Raw genomic sequence first — 18,615 nt, 5'->3', positions numbered from 1 at the left:
GTCGGAGGAGGAATAAAGTGACGACCGACCTCTTCATCGACGGTGCCCCCGCTACGTTAGAAGACCTGGCTCATCAGGCGTTGGTCAACTACGGGGCCTACACCTCGTTCCTGGTCGAGGACGGCGGCGTGCGCGGTCTGGACTTGCACCTGGCCCGGCTGGAGGCCTCTGCCGTCGAACTCTTCGGCCAGACCTTCGGGATGGATCACCTCCGCGCCCTGATGCGCTCGGCCCTCGGCACGCGCCAGAATGCCTGGCTGCGCATCAGCCTGTTCTCGAACGCCATCTCCAATCGCGATCCGACGGCCCGGGGTGACCCGCGCGTCATGATCGGTGTCTTCGACCCGCCTTCACCGCTGGCCGACACCACGCGGCTGCAACTCCAGACCTATGAACGCGAGGCTCCGCACCTGAAGCACGTCGCCACCTTCGGCCTGCTGCGTGCGCGTCGGGCAGCCAGGGCGGCGGGATTCGACGATGCCCTGTTCATGGATCGTGACGGTCGGATTTCCGAAGGCTCTCTCTGGAATATCGGCTTCCTGTCCGGCGACACCGTCGTCTGGCCTGACGCACCCATGTTGGCCGGCGTGACCCAGGCACTGCTTTATAGGGGCTTGCAAGCGCAGGATATAAGCCAGACGACTCAGCCCGTCACTGCCGCAGACCTTTCGCATTTCGAAGCGGCCTTTATCTGCAACAGCGCCACACCGGCCGCATCGGTCACAGCCATCGATGACCACGTCTTTCAAGTGCGGCCCGATCTGATCGCCCGACTGAAGGATGCTTGGTCGTCACAGCCGCATCAGACGATCTAGGCCAGAACTGTCTCACCTGCTAAACCTCAGGAAAGGCAGGGGGAACGCCATGCACATCGGACTGTATCCGGGCACCTTCGATCCGGTCACCAACGGCCATATGGACATCATCGGCCGGGCCGTGAAGCTGGTCGATAAGCTGGTCATCGGCGTGGCCCAGAACGACGACAAGGGCCCGCTGTTCACGACCGCAGAGAGGGTCGAGATGGTCCGGCGCGAGGTCGCTCAGTTCGGCGACCGGATCGAGGTACGCCCTTTCTCCAGCCTGCTGATGCATTTCGCCGAAGAACTGAACGCCAGCATCATCGTGCGTGGCCTGCGGGCCGTGGCCGACTTCGAATACGAGTTCCAGATGACGGCGATGAACCAGCGCCTCAATGCCGACATTGAAACCGTCTTCTTGATGGCTGACCCTCGGCATCAGGCCATCGCCTCGCGCCTGGTCAAGGAAATCGCCCGTCTGGATGGCGCGATCGACAGTTTCGTCAGCCCCACGGTCGCCGAGGCCGTCCGGGCCAAGGTCATGAACCGAGTATGAGAGACTTTATGAGTGTGAACTGCCATCTGGTTTTGGGCTTGTGCGTCGCGGCCCTGACGGCCGGATCGGCGGTGGCCCAGAGCGTGTCACAGACCGCAGCAACACCGGCCCCGGCGATCGCTGCGACGCCGATACCTGCCGACGCATCCTGGACCGTCGCGCCAGAGAATTTGCTGGTCATCGACACCAACAAGGGTCGCATCCTGGTCGGGCTGGACCCGCGTCTGGCTCCGCAATCCGTCGAGCGTATCCGCACGCTGGCTGATCGTGGCTTCTACGACGGTCTGGCGTGGCACCGTGTCATGGCGGGCTTCATGGCCCAGACCGGCGATCCCTTGGGCACCGGCGCGGGCAGCAGCGACTTGCCTGACGTGCCTGGCGAGTTTCAGTTCCGGCGAGGGCGCGACGCAAGGTTCGCCACCGTAGCGGAAAGCGGGGCGGGGACGCGCGGCATCATGGGTTTTATGCCGCTTCAGACCCAGCCGGATGCCCAGATGATGTTCAACGCTGACGGCCGCACCGACGCCTTTGGTTTGTTCTGCACCGGCATTGCCGGCATGGCACGCAACACCGACCCGAACAGTGCCAATAGCCAGTTCTTCCTGACCCTGGCCGAAAGCGCCAATCTGAACGGTACCTACACCCCGTTCGGGCGTGTCCTTGTGGGGCAAGAGGTCGTGGCTGCTTTGAAAGTGGGGCCAGAAGCTGCAAATGGCCGCGTCACCGACCCCGACGTGATGACGCGCGTTCGTACCGCTGCCGCCATGCCGGAGGCAGAGCGTCCGTCTGTTCGCGTCATGGACGTGGCCAATCCCGCCTATGTGGCGGTGCTGGCCGAACGCCGCGCCGCGCGGGGGACCCGATTCACAATCTGTGACGCCCTGCCGCCTGCGGAAATGGTCAGCGGCTAAGCGCAATACGAAGGGGAGGGGACACCATGCGTAATCTTTCAGGACTGATCGCCGCCGGGACGTTGGCCCTAGCGCAGTCTGTAGCGGCCCAGGACGTCGGCGGTCCACCACCCCCACCGCCCACGCCGACGCTTGAAACGACGATGGTTGCGCCCGAATGGCGCTCGGTCGCGGCCGAGAACCTGCTGGTCATCGACACCACCAAGGGCCGGGTCCTGGTTGAACTGATGCCTCAGGTTGCGCCGCTGCATGTCGAGCGCATCCGCCTGCTGTCGCGCAACGGCTTCTATGACAATCTGGCCTGGCATCGGGTCATCGACTGGTTCATGGCCCAGACGGGTGACCCGCTCGGAAATGGCGAAGGCCAGAGCCCATATCCGGATTTGAAAGGCGAGTTCACTTTCCGCCGCGACCCCTCTATGCCCTTCACGCCCGTGGCGGCCCCCTCCGGAGCGTTGGTGGGCTTTCTGGGCTCTTTGCCGGTCCAGACCCAGCCTGATTCCGCATTTGCCCTGACCGGCGATGCCAAGGTGCATGGCTGGGGCCTTTACTGCCCCGGCGTGGCAGGCATGGCCCGCGACGAGGGCAATGACACGGCCAACAGTCAGTTCTTCCTGATGCGCCAGTCCTATCCGGCTCTGGACAAGCGCTATTCCGTCTGGGGCATGACGGTGTCGGGTCTGGATGTGGTCCGCGCGATCAAGGTCGGCGATGGCGACAACGGCATGGTCGGCTCGGAACCTGATCGGATGACCCGCGTCCGCATAGCCTCCGACCTGCCAGAGGTGGAACGGCCTTCGGTTCGGGTGCTGGACACCGCCTCGCCACGCTTTCAGGCCTTGGTGGCAGAGACGAGAACGTCACGCGGTGCAGACTTCTCGGTCTGCGACATCACTCTGCCGGTTCAGGTCGCCGGGCCAGCCGCCTGACCTGAGCGTTTGCGCCGCCGGCGTCTGCGGGCCGGGCGGTGATCCTCGCGCATCCGCTGCAACAGCAAACCCTCGCGCAGGCCGCGGTCGGCGACCCGGACCCGCTCCGACGGCCAGGCCCGCTGGATCGCCTCCATGATGGCTGCTCCGGCCAGAACCAGATCGGCCCGATCCGGCCCGATGCAGGCCTCGGCCGCGCGGCCCTCCGGACCCAGATCCTTCAACATCTGCGCAGCCTTCTCGCAGTCGGCCCGCGTCATCCAGAGCCCGTCGACGAGGCTCCGCTGGTACCGCTTCAAGCCCAGATGTATGCCCGCCAGACTGGTAATGGCCCCCGAAGTGCCCACCAGATGCGCGCGGCCACTGGCAAAAAGCTCGCGCAAGGACGGATCCACCGGGGCGGAGGCGATGGCTTGTCCCATATCGGCGACCATGGCTTCGTACCAGTCGTCCAGCGCTCGAGTCGGCGATGCCGCTGGCTCCGGATGCCGTTCCGCCAAGGTGACCACGCCGACAGGGGCCGACATCCAGCCCAGCAGCTCAAACCTCGACCCGGTCTTCTTGAGCCAACTCAGCTCCGTCGACCCCCCTCCGACATCGACGACCAGAATGGCCTCGGCCGTAGGGTCGAACAGGTTGAGGCAGCCTTCAACGGCCAGCCGCGCCTCCTCAACCGGATCGATAATGCGCAGCTTCAGTCCTGTCCCCAGCCGGACGCGCTCTATGAAGGCTGCGCCATTCTCGGCCTGACGGCAGGCCTGGGTGGCGACAGCCATCAAACGGCTGGGGTCTATGTCCTTGCGGACCACTCTTTCGGCACAGAGGTCCAGTGCATCGTAGGCCCGATCCATCGCGGCCTCATCCAGGCGCCCTGTACGACCCAGGCCCTCGCCCAGGCGCACGATCCGGCTGAAGCTGTCGACCACGCGAAAGCCTTCGCGGCTTGGCCGCGCAATCAGCAGCCGGCAGTTGTTGGTCCCCAGGTCCAGCGCCCCATACAGAGGTGCTTCACGACCCATTGCCCGCGCTCCTCGAGCGTCGTCGCCATCCCGGGCGCGCGATCCGCTGGAGCGACCGGACTGGGACCGCTCGTCACGCTTCCGCGCGTCGTCGGTCTCCGGCATGGCCGAATCTTTCAAGGTGGGCGGTCCATTGCGGTGCCCGTCAGCATCACTCTAGGCCGCGCGTATGCTTCGCGCCAAGCGATCCTGTCATGAAAATGAACGGCGAGGCCGGGCAGCGCTCAGAACCGCTATGGCAAAGCTGTCCTCATGGAGCGCCAGACCACAGCCAGATTCAGCCTCGGCGATGTTGTTCAGCGCCGCGACGCCAGCTTTCGCGGGGTTGTGATCGATATCGACCCGTCCTTCGACGATCGGGTGGCTGAGGCAGGCCAGCCCTTCTATCGTATCCTGGCGGTAGGCCCCGATGGCGGGTTCACGGCCTATACTCGCGAGGATGATCTCATCCCCGACTCCAACTAGGGCGTCCTCCATCCCGATGACGCTGATCGACTTTTCACTTTGCATCCCGAAGGGCGCTTCACACCGGTCGATCACGCTCTTCACTGATGGCCCATTGGCTAGGTTCTGCGGCGAGCCTAGATTGCACTGATAGAGCCCTGAAGGCCGAGTGTGCGAGGAGCCCGTCGATGTCCGATTTTGCCCATGTCTTTGAAACGCCGCCAGAGGGCGCGGCCGCCGACTGGACGATCCCCCAGGACTGGTCTGCCTACACGCCGGTCGAGCACCAGACCTGGGACACCCTTTATGCCCGGCAGATGAAAATCCTGCCGGGCAGGGCGGCCGAAGTCTTCATGAAGGGGCTGAACGCGCTGGATCTCAATACGGGCGGCATTCCCGACTTCGCGGTCATGAATCCCAAGCTGCAGGCATTGACGGGCTGGACGGTAGTCTGTGTGCCCGGTCTCGTGCCTGATGACGTTTTTTTCGACCACCTGGCCAACCGTCGTTTCCCTTCGGGCCAGTTCATCCGCACACCCGATCAGCTGGATTATTTGCAGGAGCCGGACATCTTCCACGACGTTTTCGGCCATGTTCCGATGCTGACGGACCCCGATTTCGCCGATTATATGGAGGCCTATGGGAAAGGCGGCCAACGCGCGGCCTCACTGGGCATGCTGCCCAACTTGGCACGCCTTTACTGGTACACTGTCGAGTTTGGCTTGATGCGAGAGGAAGGCCAGCTCCGAATCTATGGGGCCGGCATCGTCTCTTCAGCGACAGAGAGTGTGTTCGCGGTCGAGGATGCCTCGCCTAATCGGATCGGCTTCGATCTGGAGCGGGTGATGAAGACCCTTTATCGGATCGACGATTTCCAGCAGGTCTATTTCGTTATCGACAGCATCGATGCGCTGAAAGCTGTGACACTTCAGGATTTCGGTCCGGTCTATGAGCGGCTCCAAGGGGCAGAAACCATTGCTATAGACGCCATATTGCCGAGTGATGACGTCATCACGCGAGGCAACCAAGCCTATGCGATTGAAGGCGGACGCTTCGCAGCCTGACTAGCATCAGCCGCAGAAACGCCCGCCAGCGGCTGCTGGCGGGCGTTATTTTAGCAGGTCTAGAAGCGGAAGCTGGCCCGCAGGAACAGCATGTAGCGGACGTAGTCTTCTATAAGCTCGGCGTCGGCGCTGATCGACAGCATGCCCAGTTCGTTACCCACATTCATGCGGAAGCCCAGGATTGGTCCACCGCCTTCGACGGTGGCCGGATCCAGTCGGAAGTCGGGCCCGCCAGAGGTGAACCGACCGATAGTGTCGCCCGGATCCACCGAGATATTCTGACGCCAGCCGAGACGAACCTCTGGTCGCAACCAGCTGTTTTCGCCCATACCCATTCCGATGTTGATGGCAGCGGTCGCCGAGAAAAGGTGGCCTTCGCGGTCGTCGATCTCCAGATCGAACCCGTCGCCGCCGCCTTCTTCGGTATAACCATCCTCGCTCAGCGAGAAATACTCGGCATAAACCTCAGGACGGAAGCTGAACCGGCCAAAGTTGCGCTCATACGAAGCGCCACCGGCAGCGGCGAGTGTCACGCCGTTCCAGCTGGCCTCATTACGCAGGTTCAGACCTGCGCCGACCAGACGGCGCTCCGATTCGAACGAAGCATAGCCGGCTGCCGCTCGAGCCCAAGTCGTCCAATACTGGCCCTGTGCACGCCAGTAGAGGCCCAACTCCAAGAGGTTGGCAGACAGGACTTCTTCGGCCTCGGCCTCGGGGTCTTCTAGATCGGATGAGGTGAAGGCAACTGACAAACCAACAGCGCCCAGACCCGTCCCGCGTTCGACGCCACCCGCGACGCCAAAGCCCTCTGAGCGGAAACCATATGTGTCGGTGCGATCCTTGTCGGCGTAGAAATTGATCTCTTGAACCCAGGCGCTGGTTTCGCCTGGGGCGGCGGAGGCATTGCGTCCCGTCAGGGCGCGGGTGACGGCGTCTACGCCCGATGCCAGCGACAGGAGTGGGCCTCCGGAATGTTCCGGCAGCAACTGCTCATACAGATTGAAGAAGTTGTCGCGGCCCGTCTGCGTCAGGAAGGCGTTCCTGACATCTTCATCACGGCTTAAAGCGCTGTAGAAAGCATCATAGATGCCGCTTTCGGCACCGATCATTCCAGCTTCGGCAGTTGTGCGCTGACGCACGTCGGCAAACACTATTCCATTTGCCTGGTCTGTTCCTGCCTCGACCACGTACAAATACGGTGAGTTGTCGCCGATCGTGCTCAGATCGACATCTCCAAGGTTCAGTGTCCCGGCGTCGATCAGATCGAAGCGACGTGGAGCTGTCAAAAGAGAGTTGAAGCGCACACCCAGTTCAGCACCTGTTGCCAAGGTGGCTGCGCCAGACACAACGAAAGTGCCTCCGGTGCTATTCTCCGGGTCCAGGCTAATCAGCAACCTACCGTCGGCCCCAATATCCAGTGTCGTGAGATTGAGCGCCGTCGTTCTTAGCGAATCCAGCGTTCCATTGGCGATGTTGATGCTCAGAGCGCCGTCTGTGTCGGTAATCTCGCTGCGAACAACGCTGTCGCCGCTGATCGCCAGATTGTCAGCGCCATCTCCAAAGGAAATATCACCTTCCACCAAGCCATTTTCGATGCTGACGGTGTCAGCTCCGGTACCCAGCCTGATGGCCCCGAAAATTACTGGTTCCTCGGAGTCGAGGACGCCGTCACCGTCCGAGTCCGGGCTGGTCGCGGTCGGGGTACCGACAACGCCGCGTTGCGTTATGGTCACGCCCGTGGTGTTGGAGCTCACGTCGATTGCCGTGCTTGAACCGGTGATCGGATCACCCGCTTCGTTCGGCCCTATCGCAGCCTGAATCGAACGGAGGTTTGTAATCGATGTGAGCGTGCCGCTTTGGTCATTAATGCCGACGACATCGGCGACGCCGCCGCCGGTGCTGGCAAGGATGCTGCCACTGTTTGTCAGGCTTTGAACGACGGCACCTGCGTCGATCTGAACTGCGGTCGCAGTGGCCGCCACGTCGCTTGCTACGCCCGCGGTGATCGCGCCGGAATTCGATACGGCTGGAGCAATGCTTCCTGCACCGAAGCGCACCGCAGTAGCATCAGCATCGTTTGCGAGCGTGGCGACCGTGCCCTGGTTCAGAAAACCACCGGTCAGATCCACTGTTTGACCTGCCACCCCGCCGAAAACGAGGCCGTTGGCGTCAATAAGATCATAAACGCCCTGCGCGTTGATCGTGCCGCGATTTATGAAACCGTAGGCGTTATCTCCGGTGCCGATGTTACCCAGCGTAATCGATTGGCTAGAAGAACTTACCAGGACAGCTGGTGCCTGGCCGAAGCTGTTAATCACACCCGTGCCTTCAGTGGCATCGGGAATTCCATCACCATCAACGTCAGTATTTGTTGTGCTGGTTGTCGGGGGGCGATCCACCACGACGCCACCTGCAACATTGCCGGCAATCACTACCGCGGGTCCGCCCTGCAACTTATCGTCAGGATCTAGCTTGGATTCAAAATCGTCGTTTCCACGCGATGTGTAGCGATACCCGCTCGCGCTGATTTCGCCTTGGAGCGTAAGCCTCCCGCTGATGTCGCCCTGCGTCGATACGGCTGAAGAGTTCTCGCCCCTGGCTATGACCTGGCCCAGCAGGGTAACGTTGCCTGTGACATCACCGGTAGTCTGTAGGGCGACCGAATTGTCCCCCACGACCCGAAGTGTGCCCAAGCTCTCGAAGTTTCCGATTAGTCCGGACTCAATGGAGACAGCAAACGAGTTGTTGCCCTCGACATTGATGATGCCGGTGCCAGCGATGATGTCGATGTCCCCGGTGACCGGAGCGCCGGCGGCGAGTCTGATGCCATATCGCCCGGAACCAGTGGCCCAGGGCCCGTCCAGATCACCGTCATTATCCGTGTCAGGATATTCTGCGATCGAATCCGTTATGGAAATGCCGCCATCGAATATCAGAGTTGTTGTCACACCCGGATTGACCAAAACAGCGGTCGCACCATCAGAAGCATTGAGCATGTTGATGGCACCGTTTCCGCCGATGCCAAATGTATTGTTCGAGTCGACGGTCACGGCGGTACCGCTCGAGACGCTAATCAGCCCGCCCGTTGTAATTCTTACGTTGTCAGGACCACTGCCAGTGGCGTTGCCTGTCGTGATGGGCGTAGTCCTCGTCGTCGAGATCACGACTTCGGCCATTGCACCGGTTGCGGCCATCAAGGGAGCGATCGCAACTGCGGTCGCAAGTAGAATACGCATTCGAAGAAAACCCCGTGGACGAGACACGCAGAGACGCCGACAATCCTCTATCAGGGACCGGTTCAGCATGCCTCAAGTTTCTCGAATTTGAGGCGAATGCAAGGCCGAAGGCGGATGGAAATGTCCGGGGACGAGCGTGGCCGGAGCGATGGACGGCCCGAATTACCGGTTGTCGGGCCTTCGTTGGCTGACCATGAGCCTTGGTGTGACCTCGAGGTCTCAGCACGTGGATTTGTCAGATAGCGGATGACGCTTGAGATTGCCTGCGGGCGGCGCTACGGCCCGGGTATGGTGAAGTCTCACATGTCCCGGGTTCGCAAGGCCCGCCGTATCCAGAAACGGGCTCGCCGCAGTGGCGCTATCAGTCCGCAGGAAGCGGAGTTGATGAGCCTGGCGGGACTGGAGGTCGAAGAAGGCGAACTGCGCCTGATACCAGGATGGGATGAAGAAGTTTCAAATACGCTGGCGGCCTTGAAGGCGGCGGCAGAGGATGAGCGTGCCCGCCTGGTTGATACCACTATGCTGTACGCGCCGAAATCCGGAGGGGTTAAGCGCTATCTCCAGTCCAAGAAGAGCTGGCTTGAAACCAATCGGCCCGGCGTGGCTCACTCGCTGGTCGTGCCGGGCGCGCATCACCGGGCCGGTGACGATGGCGTGGTGCAGTTGCATGCTACAAAGCTCCCGTTTGGTGACGGCTACCGATGGCCCACCTCTGTGCGTCGTTGGGGGGCATGGGTAGCAGCCCTGCATCCGACCGTGATCGAGGCTGGCGATCCCTATACGCCAGGGCAGGGGGCGCTGGAGGCTGGGCAAAGGGCGGGTTGCCCCGTAATCGGCTTTTGCCACTCCGATCCCGCTGGTTTGGCCGCGCTTCATTTTGGAGAATGGGCCAAGAAACCGGTTGAGAAACGCTGGGCGCGTCTATTCGGCCAGTTCGACAAGGTCGTGTCGCCCAGTCGCTACATCGCGCGGCGACTGGAAGAGGCAGGTGTTGGAAATATCGTGATCCGGCCATTAGGTGTGGAAATCGACACCTTTCGGCCCGACCGTCGTGACCGCGAGTGGCTGCTGACCAAACTGGGTCTGCCATCCTCGGCCAGACTGCTGTGCTTCGCTGGCAGGCCGGCGCGAGAGAAAAACATCGATGTCCTCATTGAAGCTGTGCAGCGGCTTGGCGAGCCCTATCATCTGGTGCTGGTCGGGGCTGGTGCAGGGATGCCGGCCGAAGAGCGGGTGATTTCGCTTCCCTACGAAGCCAACCCGAAAGCCGTGGCCAAGATCATCGCCTCCTGCGATGCCTTTGTGCACGCCAACGACAAGGAGCCGTTCGGCCTGATCGTTCTCGAGGCCATGGCCTGCGGTCGGCCCGTCGTGGGCGTAAACTCCGGCGGTGTGGCGGAGACTGTTGACGACAGTGTCGGACAACTGGCCGCCAGTGCCGATCCCGCAGTCTATGCCGCCGCGATCGAGGCGCTGTTCGAGCGCGATATCGAGGCCATTGGCGATTCGGCCCGCGCCCGCATGGTCGAGCGCTTCTCCTGGAATCGCGTGTTCGAGGATTTGAGCGACGTCTATGCTGAAGTCAGCGGGGCGGACGCCTTTCGCCGGACTACGGTCCGTGACACGGTCGAGGCATGACCCGCATCGTCGCTATTCTGACCTCCATCTTTCTCGCGTTCGCCTTGGGCACCCCTGTCGTGGCCCAGACCGTGATTCTGGTCCGGCATGCCGAGAAGGCCGACCAAAGCGCCGATCCTGTTCTGTCTGGGGAGGGAGAGGCGAGGGCACAGGCCTTGGCTGACCGATTGAGGGCGTCTTCGATCGATCTGATCCTGACCAGCTCGCTACAGCGTACCCGTCTCACGGCGGCTGCTACGGCTGAGGCCTATGGTATCGAACCCGTGGCCATAGCTTTGGATACCAGCACAGAAGCTCATGTCGCGGACTTGGTCGCCCGCGTCAGGGCTGCGCCCGAGACTTCTACCATCCTGATCGTCGGTCACAGTAACACAGTCCCAATGATCGCTCGCGCTCTGGGCCAGAACACGCCCGACATGCCGGACTGCGAATATGATCGCTTGCTGACTTTGAAGCTTCAGGGCGAGAGCGTCTTTGGCGTGACAGGCCGCTATGGCGCTCGGTCAGAGTGCTGATCTAGACGTCTAGATCGGCCACCGCGAACTTCGCGTTTTCCTGAATGAACTGGTAGCGGGCGTCGGCCTTCTTGCCCATCAGGCGCTCGACCAGATCCTCGATCTCGTCTTCGGACGCAGGCAGGGTGACGCGGGCCAGGGTGCGCTTCTTCGGATCCATGGTGGTTTCCTTGAGCTGGGAGGCCATCATCTCGCCCAGGCCCTTGAACCGTCCGATCTCGGTCTTCTTGCCCTTGAAGACAGTGGCGAGAAGTTCGTCGCGATGGGCGTCGTCGCGCGCGTACTCCGACAACGGACCGGCCTGAATGCGGTACAGCGGCGGCAGTGCCATATAGACGCGGCCCTGCCGCACGGCCTCGGGCATCGAGCGATAGAAGAAGGTGATCAGCAGCGCCGCGATATGGGCCCCGTCCACGTCGGCGTCGGTCATGATGACGATCCGCTCATAGCGCAGGTCGTCGATGTTGAAGCGGTTGCCCGGCTGGACGCCCAGCGCCAGGGCCAGGTCCGACAGTTCGATATTGGCCCGCAGCTTGTCCGCCGTCGCCGAGGCGACGTTCAGGATCTTGCCGCGCAGCGGCAGAATGGCCTGGGTGGTCCGGTCCCGCGCCTGTTTGGCCGAGCCGCCGGCCGAATCGCCCTCGACGATGAACAGCTCGGTGCCGTTGGCCGACTGGCGCGAACAGTCCGACAGCTTGCCGGGCAGGCGCAGCTTGCGCGTCGCCTGGGCGCGCTGGACCTCCTTGTCCTTGCGACGGCGCAGACGGTCTTCCGCCCGGTCGATGACAAAGCCCAGCAGGACATTGGCCTGTTTGGGGCTTTCGGTCAGCCAGTGGTCCAGCGGATCGCGCAGCAACTGTTCGACCAGCCGCTGGCCCTCGGGCGAGGACAGCCGATCTTTGGTCTGGCCCTGGAATTCGGGGTTGCGGATGAAGACGCTGATTAGCGCCCCGGCATTGGCGATGACGTCCTCGGCCGTGATCTGGACCGCGCGCTTCTCGTTGGTCAGTTCGCCGTAAGCCTTCAGCCCCTTGACCAGGGCGGCGCGGAAGCCCGCCTCGTGGGTGCCGCCGTCGGGCGTCGAGACGGTGTTGCAATAGGACTGGACGAAGCCGTCGGCCTCTCCGAAGCCGATCGGCGACCAGGTCACGGCCCATTCGATGGCCCCGGTCTCGCCCTTGCGCTCGACCCGTCCGGCAAAGGCGGGGGTGACGGTTTCCAGCTCGCCGATCCGCTCAGTCAGGGCGTCGGCCAGACCGCCGGGAAAGTGCAGTGTGGCCTCGGCGGGCGTGGCGTCCGTGATTCGCTCCGGTGCGCAGGTCCATTTGATCTCGACGCCCCGGAACAGATAGGCCTTGGACCGGGTCATGCGGAACAGACGCGCAGGCTTGAAGGCCGCGCCGACACCGAAGATTTCCTCGTCCGGGTGGAAGCGGATCAGGGTGCCGCGCTTCTTGGATGGACCGATCTGCTGGATCGGCCCTTGTGGCAGGCCGCGGCTGAACGACTGCTTCCACTCAGAACCGTCGCGCCAGACGGTGACGTCCAGCCGGTCGCTCAGGGCGTTGACGACCGAGACGCCGACGCCGTGCAGGCCGCCGGAGGTCTCATAGGCCTTGCCCGAGAATTTGCCGCCCGAGTGCAGCACGGTCATCACGACTTCCAGCGCCGACTTGCCGGGGTGTTTCGGGTGCGGATCGACCGGGATTCCACGTCCGTCATCGCGGACGGACAGGACACCGTCTGCGTCCAGATCGACGGTGATCAGCTTGGCATGGCGGGCCACGGCCTCGTCCATGGCGTTGTCCAGGACCTCGGCGAACAGGTGGTGCAGGGCGCGTTCGTCGGTGCCGCCGATATACATGCCGGGGCGTTTGCGGACCGGCTCCAGCCCCTCGAGCACTTCGATGGAGCTGGCGGAATAGCTGCCGGGCACGGGCGGGGCCGAGGGTTCCGGCCTGGGTGCAGCGGCAGGCACCGGTTCCGGACGCGGCGCGGCGGCCTGGGGCGACAGGGCGGGTTCTGGCTGCGGGGCAGGGGGTGTCGCCGGGCCTTTCGGCTCGGGGATGTCGTCAAACAGGGAAGGAAGGTTGCTGGACTGGCCCATCTGCATACTGTGCGGCGATTCGGGGACGGGTCTGGTAGGCCCGGCGACGCTTTACGGCAAGCGGCACGGTCGCAGCTGTGGACGACGGCAGCATGGACCGTGTCATCACCGCCATGAACAGCACCCATGGCAGATTCTGGTGGGTCAGCAGGATGCTCTCGGACAGGCTCAGCACGACAAAGGCCGCCATGAAGCCCAGGCCCCACCAGCCCTCGCGCAGGCCCGACGCGCCGGAGCGGAAGATCAGGATGACGGTCGTCAGCGCCAGGCTGAAGCCCACCAGAACGGCCCCGGGCCAGCCCAACTGGACCAGCAGATCGATCCAGCCATTGTGCGCCGAGGGCACCAGCCAGCCGGTCTCCTGACGCACCCAGTCGGCGGGCGGCGATTCGCCGATGCGCCCCCAGAAGGCGCCATAGCCGTAGCCCGTCATCGGCCGCTCGGCGACGCGGCGCATCAGGCTGGCCCAGATATCGGTGCGCCCGGTCAGGGACGGGTCCTTGCCCAGCGCCTCCAGCACCTCGACGGAGTGGGTGTCCCAGATCCACAGGCCCAGGCCGCTCAGGACGACGGCCATCCAGACGGCAAAGACGGCGAACGCAGGTCCACCCCTGCGCATCGCCCAGAAGCCCCCGACCAGACCGACCCCGACGACCAGGCACAGCAGCGAGGTCTTGGACTGGGTCGCCAGCACCAGGGCCGAAGACAGGATCAGGGCGGCGAGCGGCAGCAGCTTGCGCGGATCGGGCGAGGCCAGACAGGCGGCCGAGGCCGTGGCCCCGATCACCATGACGGCTCCCATCTGGTTCTTCTCGTACCAGAGGCCGCGCCACAGGCCGGCGTTCTCGAGCTGGTGCACGCCGATGGCGGGGAAGGCGAAGATCATCACCAGACTGCCCGCCGCCATGACCAGCGTCGTGTACATCAGCAGGCGCGGCAGATGCGGCCCCCGGAACGCCGCTCCCAGATACAGGGCGAACACGCCGCTGATGGCCAGGGCGATCACCCGGCGGTCGGTCGTGTGATAGTCGATCGACCAGTATTTGGAGGCGAAACACAGTCCGACGATGGCCCCGACCAGGATCGCCGCCGGCCAGGCCCGCCACACCCGATCCAGCCGATACAGAGCCAGCACGGCAATCGCCGCATAGGCCGGTAGCCAGACCAGCCGCAGCACCGGCGTCTCTTCCTGAAGGGGCGCAAAGACGGGGCCGATCAGGGCCCCGGTCAGCATGGCGATGATCAGGCCGCACGTCAGATATTCCCACCAGGCGGGGGAGGGTTCGGTCAGGCCATGATCTGGACGGGGCGGGCGCACAGATGCAGGGTCGTCGAACGGGCTTAACGAACGGTTGGTGAGGGATTGACCCTCGATCTCAGGGAGACAGCTAGTGCTTTCAACTTTATTTGGCGCGCGTAGCTTTCTCGATCGAGACATTGAGGCATGGCACTTCGATGTGTGGGCCACGCTGATCGAACGGTACGGTGATAATGTAGCGGTGGCCGACACAGCGCTTGCGCTACCGACTAGACAATACTTCCCTCCTACCGACGCTACCGGTCATGCCAAGGCCGAGCATGTCTTCGATTGCGTGAAGACCATTATGGGTGTTGCAGACTGGCCTTGCAGACTGGAACCGCAAGGGCATCGAAGGACGGGTCAGCAAGTTTCAGAATTTGTTCACATCAGCGGCGATGAGGCACCGAACGGCACATTTCGCGTCGAACCGAGCGGCGATGTAGTTATCTCGTATGCGCCGGAACTTTTGGACGATCCGACCGGTCTGGTGGCGACTTTCGCCCACGAACTGGCACACTATCTGCTGGCTTCGGAAGCTGACCTTGTTGAGGATGAAACCCACGAGCTCATGACCGACCTGACAGTAGCCTTTGTCGGTCTTGGCGTATTCGGTGCCAACTCGTGCTTTAGCTTCGAGCAACATGGCGACGCTTTTGGCCAGGGCTGGCGCAGCCGATCATCGGGTTATCTCTCACCCCGAAGCTGGGCTTTTGCCTTGGCTGTTTTTTGCGAACTGCGTGGCGACGAAGGCGAAGTCGGGAAGTATCTGAAGCCGGAAATTGAAGGATTGCGACGACAAGCGGTCAAATATCTCAGAAGAAACCCAACGCTATTGCAGGGGCTTCGCGCGGCCGCCTGATCAAGCCTTCTCCACGAACGTATCGATCACCTTCTTTTCCCCTGCCTTCTCAAACGCCACGACCAGTTTGTTGCCTTCGATGGCGCGGACGGAGCCGTAGCCGAACTTCTGGTGGAAGACGCGCTGGCCGCGGGTCCAGCCGGAGGCGGCCTTGGGGTCGGCGGTGGCGACAAGGCGGCCTTCGCCCTCGATGACGGTGTGGCGGGCAGGGCGGGCGGCCGGAGTCTGGGCGGCAGTGAAAGACTGGGCGCGCTTCCAGCCAGGGGAGGAATAGCCGCTGCCGAAACTGGGCATTTCGTCCCAGCGGGACTTGGCGTCCTTCATGCCGGGCGTGGTGCCATAGTAGCCGGTGTCGCTCTCGGCCTCGACGTGGTCGATGGGCAGTTCGTCGACGAAGCGGCTGGCCAGTTGCGAGGTCCAGCGGCCGTAGACCAGCCGGTTCGCCGCGAAGGAAATGCGCGCGTCCGACTTGGCGCGGGTGACGCCGACGTAAGCCAGGCGGCGTTCCTCCTCCAGACCCTTTTCCCCTTTTTCATCGATGCTGCGCTGGCTGGGGAAGACGCCTTCCTCCCAGCCCGGCAGAAAGACCAGCGGGAACTCCAGCCCCTTGGCTCCGTGCAGGGTCATGATCTGGACCGCGCCCGAACCGTCGGCGTCCGCATCGCCGCGATCCAGATCCATGACGAGAGAGACATGCTCCAGATAGGCCTGCAGCGTCTCGAACTGCTGCATCGACTGCGTCAGCTCCTTCAGGTTGTCGAGCCGCGTCTGGCCGGTCGCGCGGTCGGCCTTCTGCATGTCGGTATAGCCGCTCTCTTCCAGCAGGGTCTCGGTCAGTTCCCAGTGCGGCAGGGTCTGGGCGAAGCCGCGCCAGCGGTCGATGTCGCGCACAAAGTTGGACAGGGCGGTGCGGGTCCGCGCCTGAAGCTCGTCCGATCCGATCAGGTCGCGCACTGCAGCCATGGCCGAAACGCCGGACAGGCGGGCGATCTGCAGGATTTTCTGCACGCTGGTGTCGCCTATGCCGCGCTTGGGCACATTGACGATCCGCTCGAAGGCCAGGTCGTCGTCTTCGCTGACGATCAGCCGCAGATAGGCATGGGCGTCGCGGATCTCGGCCCGCTCGAAGAAGCGCGGTCCGCCGATCACCTGATAGGGCACGGCCAGCAGGACGAACCGCTCTTCAAATGCCCGCATCTGGAAGGAGGCCCGGACCAGCACGGCCATGTCCTTGTAGGCTACGCCGGCGCGCCGGGCCGTTTCGATCTCGTCGGCGATCAGCCGGGCCTCGGCCTCGCCGTCCCAGACGCCGCGCACGCGCACCTTGTCGCCGCCCTCGTCCTCGGTCCACAGGGTCTTGCCCAGACGGTCGCGGTTGCCCGCGATCAGGCCTGAGGCTGCGCCCAGAATATGCTTTGTCGAGCGATAGTTACGCTCCAGTCTTACGACCTTGGCTCCGGGAAAGTCGCGCTCGAACCGCAGGATGTTGTCCACCTCGGCCCCGCGCCAGCCATAGATGGACTGGTCGTCGTCGCCGACGCAGCAGACGTTGCCGGTGGAGGAGGTCAGCAGCCGCAGCCACAGATACTGGGCGACATTGGTGTCCTGATACTCATCGACGAGGATGTAGCGGAACCGACGACGATATTCCTCAGCGATATCCGCATGTTTGGACAGAATCGTCAGGTTGTGAAGCAACAGGTCGCCGAAGTCGCAGGCATTCAGGCTGATTAGCCGGGCCTGATAGGCGGCATACAGGGACTGGCCCTTGCCGTTGGCGAAATCCTCGGACGGTGGCAGCTTGTCGGGCGTCCAGCCGCGGTTCTTCCAGTGGTCGATCAGGCCGGACAGGGACTTGGGCGTCCAGCGTTTGGTGTCCAGCCCTTCGGCCTCCAGCACCTGTTTGCAGACCCGCTCCTGATCGTCGGTGTCCAGGATGGTGAAGCTGGATTTCAGTCCGACCAGTTCGGCATGCCGTCTCAGGATCTGGGCCGCCACGCTGTGGAAGGTGCCGAGCCAGCGCAGGCCCTCGGACGACGGGCCGATCAGATGGGCGATCCGCTCGCGCATCTCGCGCGCCGCCTTGTTAGTGAAGGTGACGACTAGCAGCTCCCACGGCCGCGCCCGGCCGGTCGCCAGGATGTGCGCCAGCCGCGTCGTCAGCACCCGCGTCTTGCCGGTACCCGCGCCGGCCAGCACCAGTACGGGCCCATCGACGGTCAGTACGGCATCGCGCTGTTCGGGGTTCAGACCCTTCAGATAATCGACGGCGGGTGCCTCGACGCCGCCCGGCCCTCGCGAACGGGCCAGGTCTGAGATGCGTGGGGCAGGGATATCGGGGAGACTCATCAGGGGAACATAAGGGGCACGAGGCCACATGTCAGCGCCGGTGTTTCATCCGCATCCGGAACCGCCAAGCCTGACCGTCGTTTCGGCAGCATCTGCAATAGGGAAGGGACACTACACATGGCCGAGAATACGAGTGGCGGCGGCGGCAACGCCGGTCTGGCCTTCATCGTTGGGGGGCTTCTGGTCGTCGTGGCGATCGTCGCCTGGTTCGTCTTCGGACGGGGCGGCGGCATGGGCGGCGAGACCAAGGACGTCAATGTCGACGTGAACCTGCCGGAAGTTTCGGCACCCGCAACACCCGGGAACTGAGCCATGACTGATCCTAATCGTCCGATCGATCCGCAGGACCGGCCCGAAGTGGTTCACCACACCACCGTGAATACGGCCCCGGCACCCGAGCGTCGCAGTGGCGGCGGCGGCGTGCTGGCCTTCATCGTCGGCGGACTGGTCGTCGCGGCTCTGGTCATCGGCTTCATCGTCTATTCGAACGGCGGCTTCGGCGGTCAGGCCGAGGACACCAATGTCGATGTAGACGTGAACCTGCCGGAGCTTCCGGCGGCTCCGGAGATGCCGGAACTGCCGAACATCGAACCGCCCTCGGTGCCTCAGCCGAACCCGGCACCGTCTAACTAAGCGCCTACGTCCGGTCGTTTCGCGTCAGTGGAACGATCGGTCACCGCTGGCCCAGGCTAGGGCCAGCAGGCGACAGGCCGAGGCCAGTGGGGTTCGCCCCCGCGTCTCATCGATCCGTTTCATCAGGCCGGCGTGCGACAGGCCCAGAGCCTTGGCGATTTCGTCGAGCACGGTCCAGAAGGCCGGCTCCAGCGCGACGGAGGTGGCGTGTCCGGACAGGGACACCGACCGCTTGGTCAATCCGCTCACTATCCAGGC

At 63.3% G+C, this 18,615-nt stretch carries 17 protein-coding genes; 11 read left to right on the top strand and 6 right to left on the bottom strand.

What is annotated here, in order from left to right:
• The first annotated feature begins 17 nt into the window (after positions 1–17).
• From WC585_RS11705 to WC585_RS11690, 4 genes are read left to right on the top strand one after another with little or no spacing between them, the layout of a single operon-like run.
• The gene (locus WC585_RS11705; protein WP_373258153.1) at positions 18–815 is read left to right on the top strand and encodes an aminotransferase class IV; all 798 of its coding nucleotides are present in this window, start codon (positions 18–20) and stop codon (positions 813–815) included.
• Positions 816–864: 49 nt separating this feature from the next.
• The gene (gene coaD, locus WC585_RS11700; protein ID WP_373258152.1) at positions 865–1,353 is read left to right on the top strand and encodes a pantetheine-phosphate adenylyltransferase; all 489 of its coding nucleotides are present in this window, start codon (positions 865–867) and stop codon (positions 1,351–1,353) included.
• A complete protein-coding gene (locus WC585_RS11695) occupies positions 1,350–2,264 on the top strand; it encodes a peptidylprolyl isomerase (RefSeq protein ID WP_373258151.1) in 915 nt (304 codons plus the stop codon). The genes coaD and WC585_RS11695 overlap by 4 nt, the downstream gene beginning before the upstream one ends.
• A 26-nt stretch (positions 2,265–2,290) precedes the next feature.
• Complete coding sequence (locus WC585_RS11690) at positions 2,291–3,193, top strand: peptidylprolyl isomerase (RefSeq protein ID WP_373258150.1); 903 nt, start codon at positions 2,291–2,293, stop codon at positions 3,191–3,193.
• Here the strand turns inward: WC585_RS11690 and WC585_RS11685 are convergent.
• Positions 3,169–4,317 carry a Ppx/GppA phosphatase family protein gene (locus WC585_RS11685; RefSeq protein ID WP_373258149.1) on the bottom strand — a complete coding sequence of 383 codons (1,149 nt, stop codon included), beginning with the start codon at positions 4,315–4,317 and terminating at the stop codon, positions 3,169–3,171. The genes WC585_RS11690 and WC585_RS11685 overlap by 25 nt on opposite strands.
• Positions 4,318–4,464: 147 nt before the next feature.
• On the opposite strand from WC585_RS11685, the gene WC585_RS11680 reads away from it, so the two are divergent.
• Both WC585_RS11680 and phhA read left to right on the top strand, forming a co-directional pair.
• Positions 4,465–4,677: a hemimethylated DNA-binding YccV-like domain-containing protein gene (locus WC585_RS11680; protein WP_373258148.1), complete on the top strand. Its 213-nt coding sequence runs from the start codon at positions 4,465–4,467 to the stop codon at positions 4,675–4,677.
• Between the two features lie 167 nt (positions 4,678–4,844).
• Positions 4,845–5,720, top strand: coding sequence for a phenylalanine 4-monooxygenase (phhA, locus tag WC585_RS11675; protein ID WP_373258187.1), 876 nt, complete (start codon positions 4,845–4,847; stop codon positions 5,718–5,720).
• Between the two features lie 59 nt (positions 5,721–5,779).
• Here phhA and WC585_RS11670 read toward each other — a convergent pair whose 3' ends face one another.
• Positions 5,780–8,956 carry an autotransporter domain-containing protein gene (locus WC585_RS11670; RefSeq protein WP_373258147.1) on the bottom strand — a complete coding sequence of 1,059 codons (3,177 nt, stop codon included), beginning with the start codon at positions 8,954–8,956 and terminating at the stop codon, positions 5,780–5,782.
• Between the two features lie 303 nt (positions 8,957–9,259).
• Here WC585_RS11670 and WC585_RS11665 point away from each other — a divergent pair, with 303 nt between their 5' ends.
• A complete protein-coding gene (locus tag WC585_RS11665; protein WP_373258146.1) occupies positions 9,260–10,594 on the top strand; it encodes a glycosyltransferase in 1,335 nt (444 codons plus the stop codon).
• Positions 10,591–11,109 (top strand): histidine phosphatase family protein, encoded by a 519-nt coding sequence (locus WC585_RS11660; RefSeq protein ID WP_373258145.1) that lies wholly within the window; start codon positions 10,591–10,593, stop codon positions 11,107–11,109. Before WC585_RS11665 ends, WC585_RS11660 begins: the two co-directional genes overlap by 4 nt.
• A gap of 1 nt (position 11,110) precedes the next feature.
• Here WC585_RS11660 and parE read toward each other — a convergent pair whose 3' ends face one another.
• Positions 11,111–13,216 (bottom strand): DNA topoisomerase IV subunit B, encoded by a 2,106-nt coding sequence (gene parE, locus WC585_RS11655; RefSeq protein WP_373258144.1) that lies wholly within the window; start codon positions 13,214–13,216, stop codon positions 11,111–11,113.
• Positions 13,182–14,534 (bottom strand): O-antigen ligase family protein, encoded by a 1,353-nt coding sequence (locus WC585_RS11650; protein WP_373258143.1) that lies wholly within the window; start codon positions 14,532–14,534, stop codon positions 13,182–13,184. The genes parE and WC585_RS11650 overlap by 35 nt, the downstream gene beginning before the upstream one ends.
• Positions 14,535–14,607: 73 nt before the next feature.
• Here WC585_RS11650 and WC585_RS11645 point away from each other — a divergent pair, with 73 nt between their 5' ends.
• A complete protein-coding gene (locus WC585_RS11645) occupies positions 14,608–15,375 on the top strand; it encodes a hypothetical protein (RefSeq protein WP_373258142.1) in 768 nt (255 codons plus the stop codon).
• On the opposite strand, the gene WC585_RS11640 is transcribed toward WC585_RS11645, so the two are convergent.
• Complete coding sequence (locus WC585_RS11640) at positions 15,376–17,754, bottom strand: ATP-dependent helicase (protein WP_373258141.1); 2,379 nt, start codon at positions 17,752–17,754, stop codon at positions 15,376–15,378.
• Between the two features lie 87 nt (positions 17,755–17,841).
• Here WC585_RS11640 and WC585_RS11635 point away from each other — a divergent pair, with 87 nt between their 5' ends.
• Together WC585_RS11635 and WC585_RS11630 are read left to right on the top strand one after the other, a co-directional pair.
• The gene (locus tag WC585_RS11635) at positions 17,842–18,033 is read left to right on the top strand and encodes a hypothetical protein (RefSeq protein ID WP_373258140.1); all 192 of its coding nucleotides are present in this window, start codon (positions 17,842–17,844) and stop codon (positions 18,031–18,033) included.
• Between the two features lie 3 nt (positions 18,034–18,036).
• The gene (locus tag WC585_RS11630; protein ID WP_373258139.1) at positions 18,037–18,357 is read left to right on the top strand and encodes a hypothetical protein; all 321 of its coding nucleotides are present in this window, start codon (positions 18,037–18,039) and stop codon (positions 18,355–18,357) included.
• A gap of 24 nt (positions 18,358–18,381) precedes the next feature.
• Here the strand turns inward: WC585_RS11630 and WC585_RS11625 are convergent, their stop codons facing one another.
• Positions 18,382–18,606 carry a ribbon-helix-helix domain-containing protein gene (locus tag WC585_RS11625; protein WP_373258138.1) on the bottom strand — a complete coding sequence of 75 codons (225 nt, stop codon included), beginning with the start codon at positions 18,604–18,606 and terminating at the stop codon, positions 18,382–18,384.
• Between the last annotated feature and the right edge of the window lie 9 nt (positions 18,607–18,615).

Origin of the sequence: Brevundimonas sp. (assembly GCF_041648055.1) — a bacterium.
GTDB lineage: Bacteria > Pseudomonadota > Alphaproteobacteria > Caulobacterales > Caulobacteraceae > Brevundimonas.
Note: the sequence above shows the minus strand (reverse complement) of the source record. Positions and strands in the feature narration are given on the sequence as shown.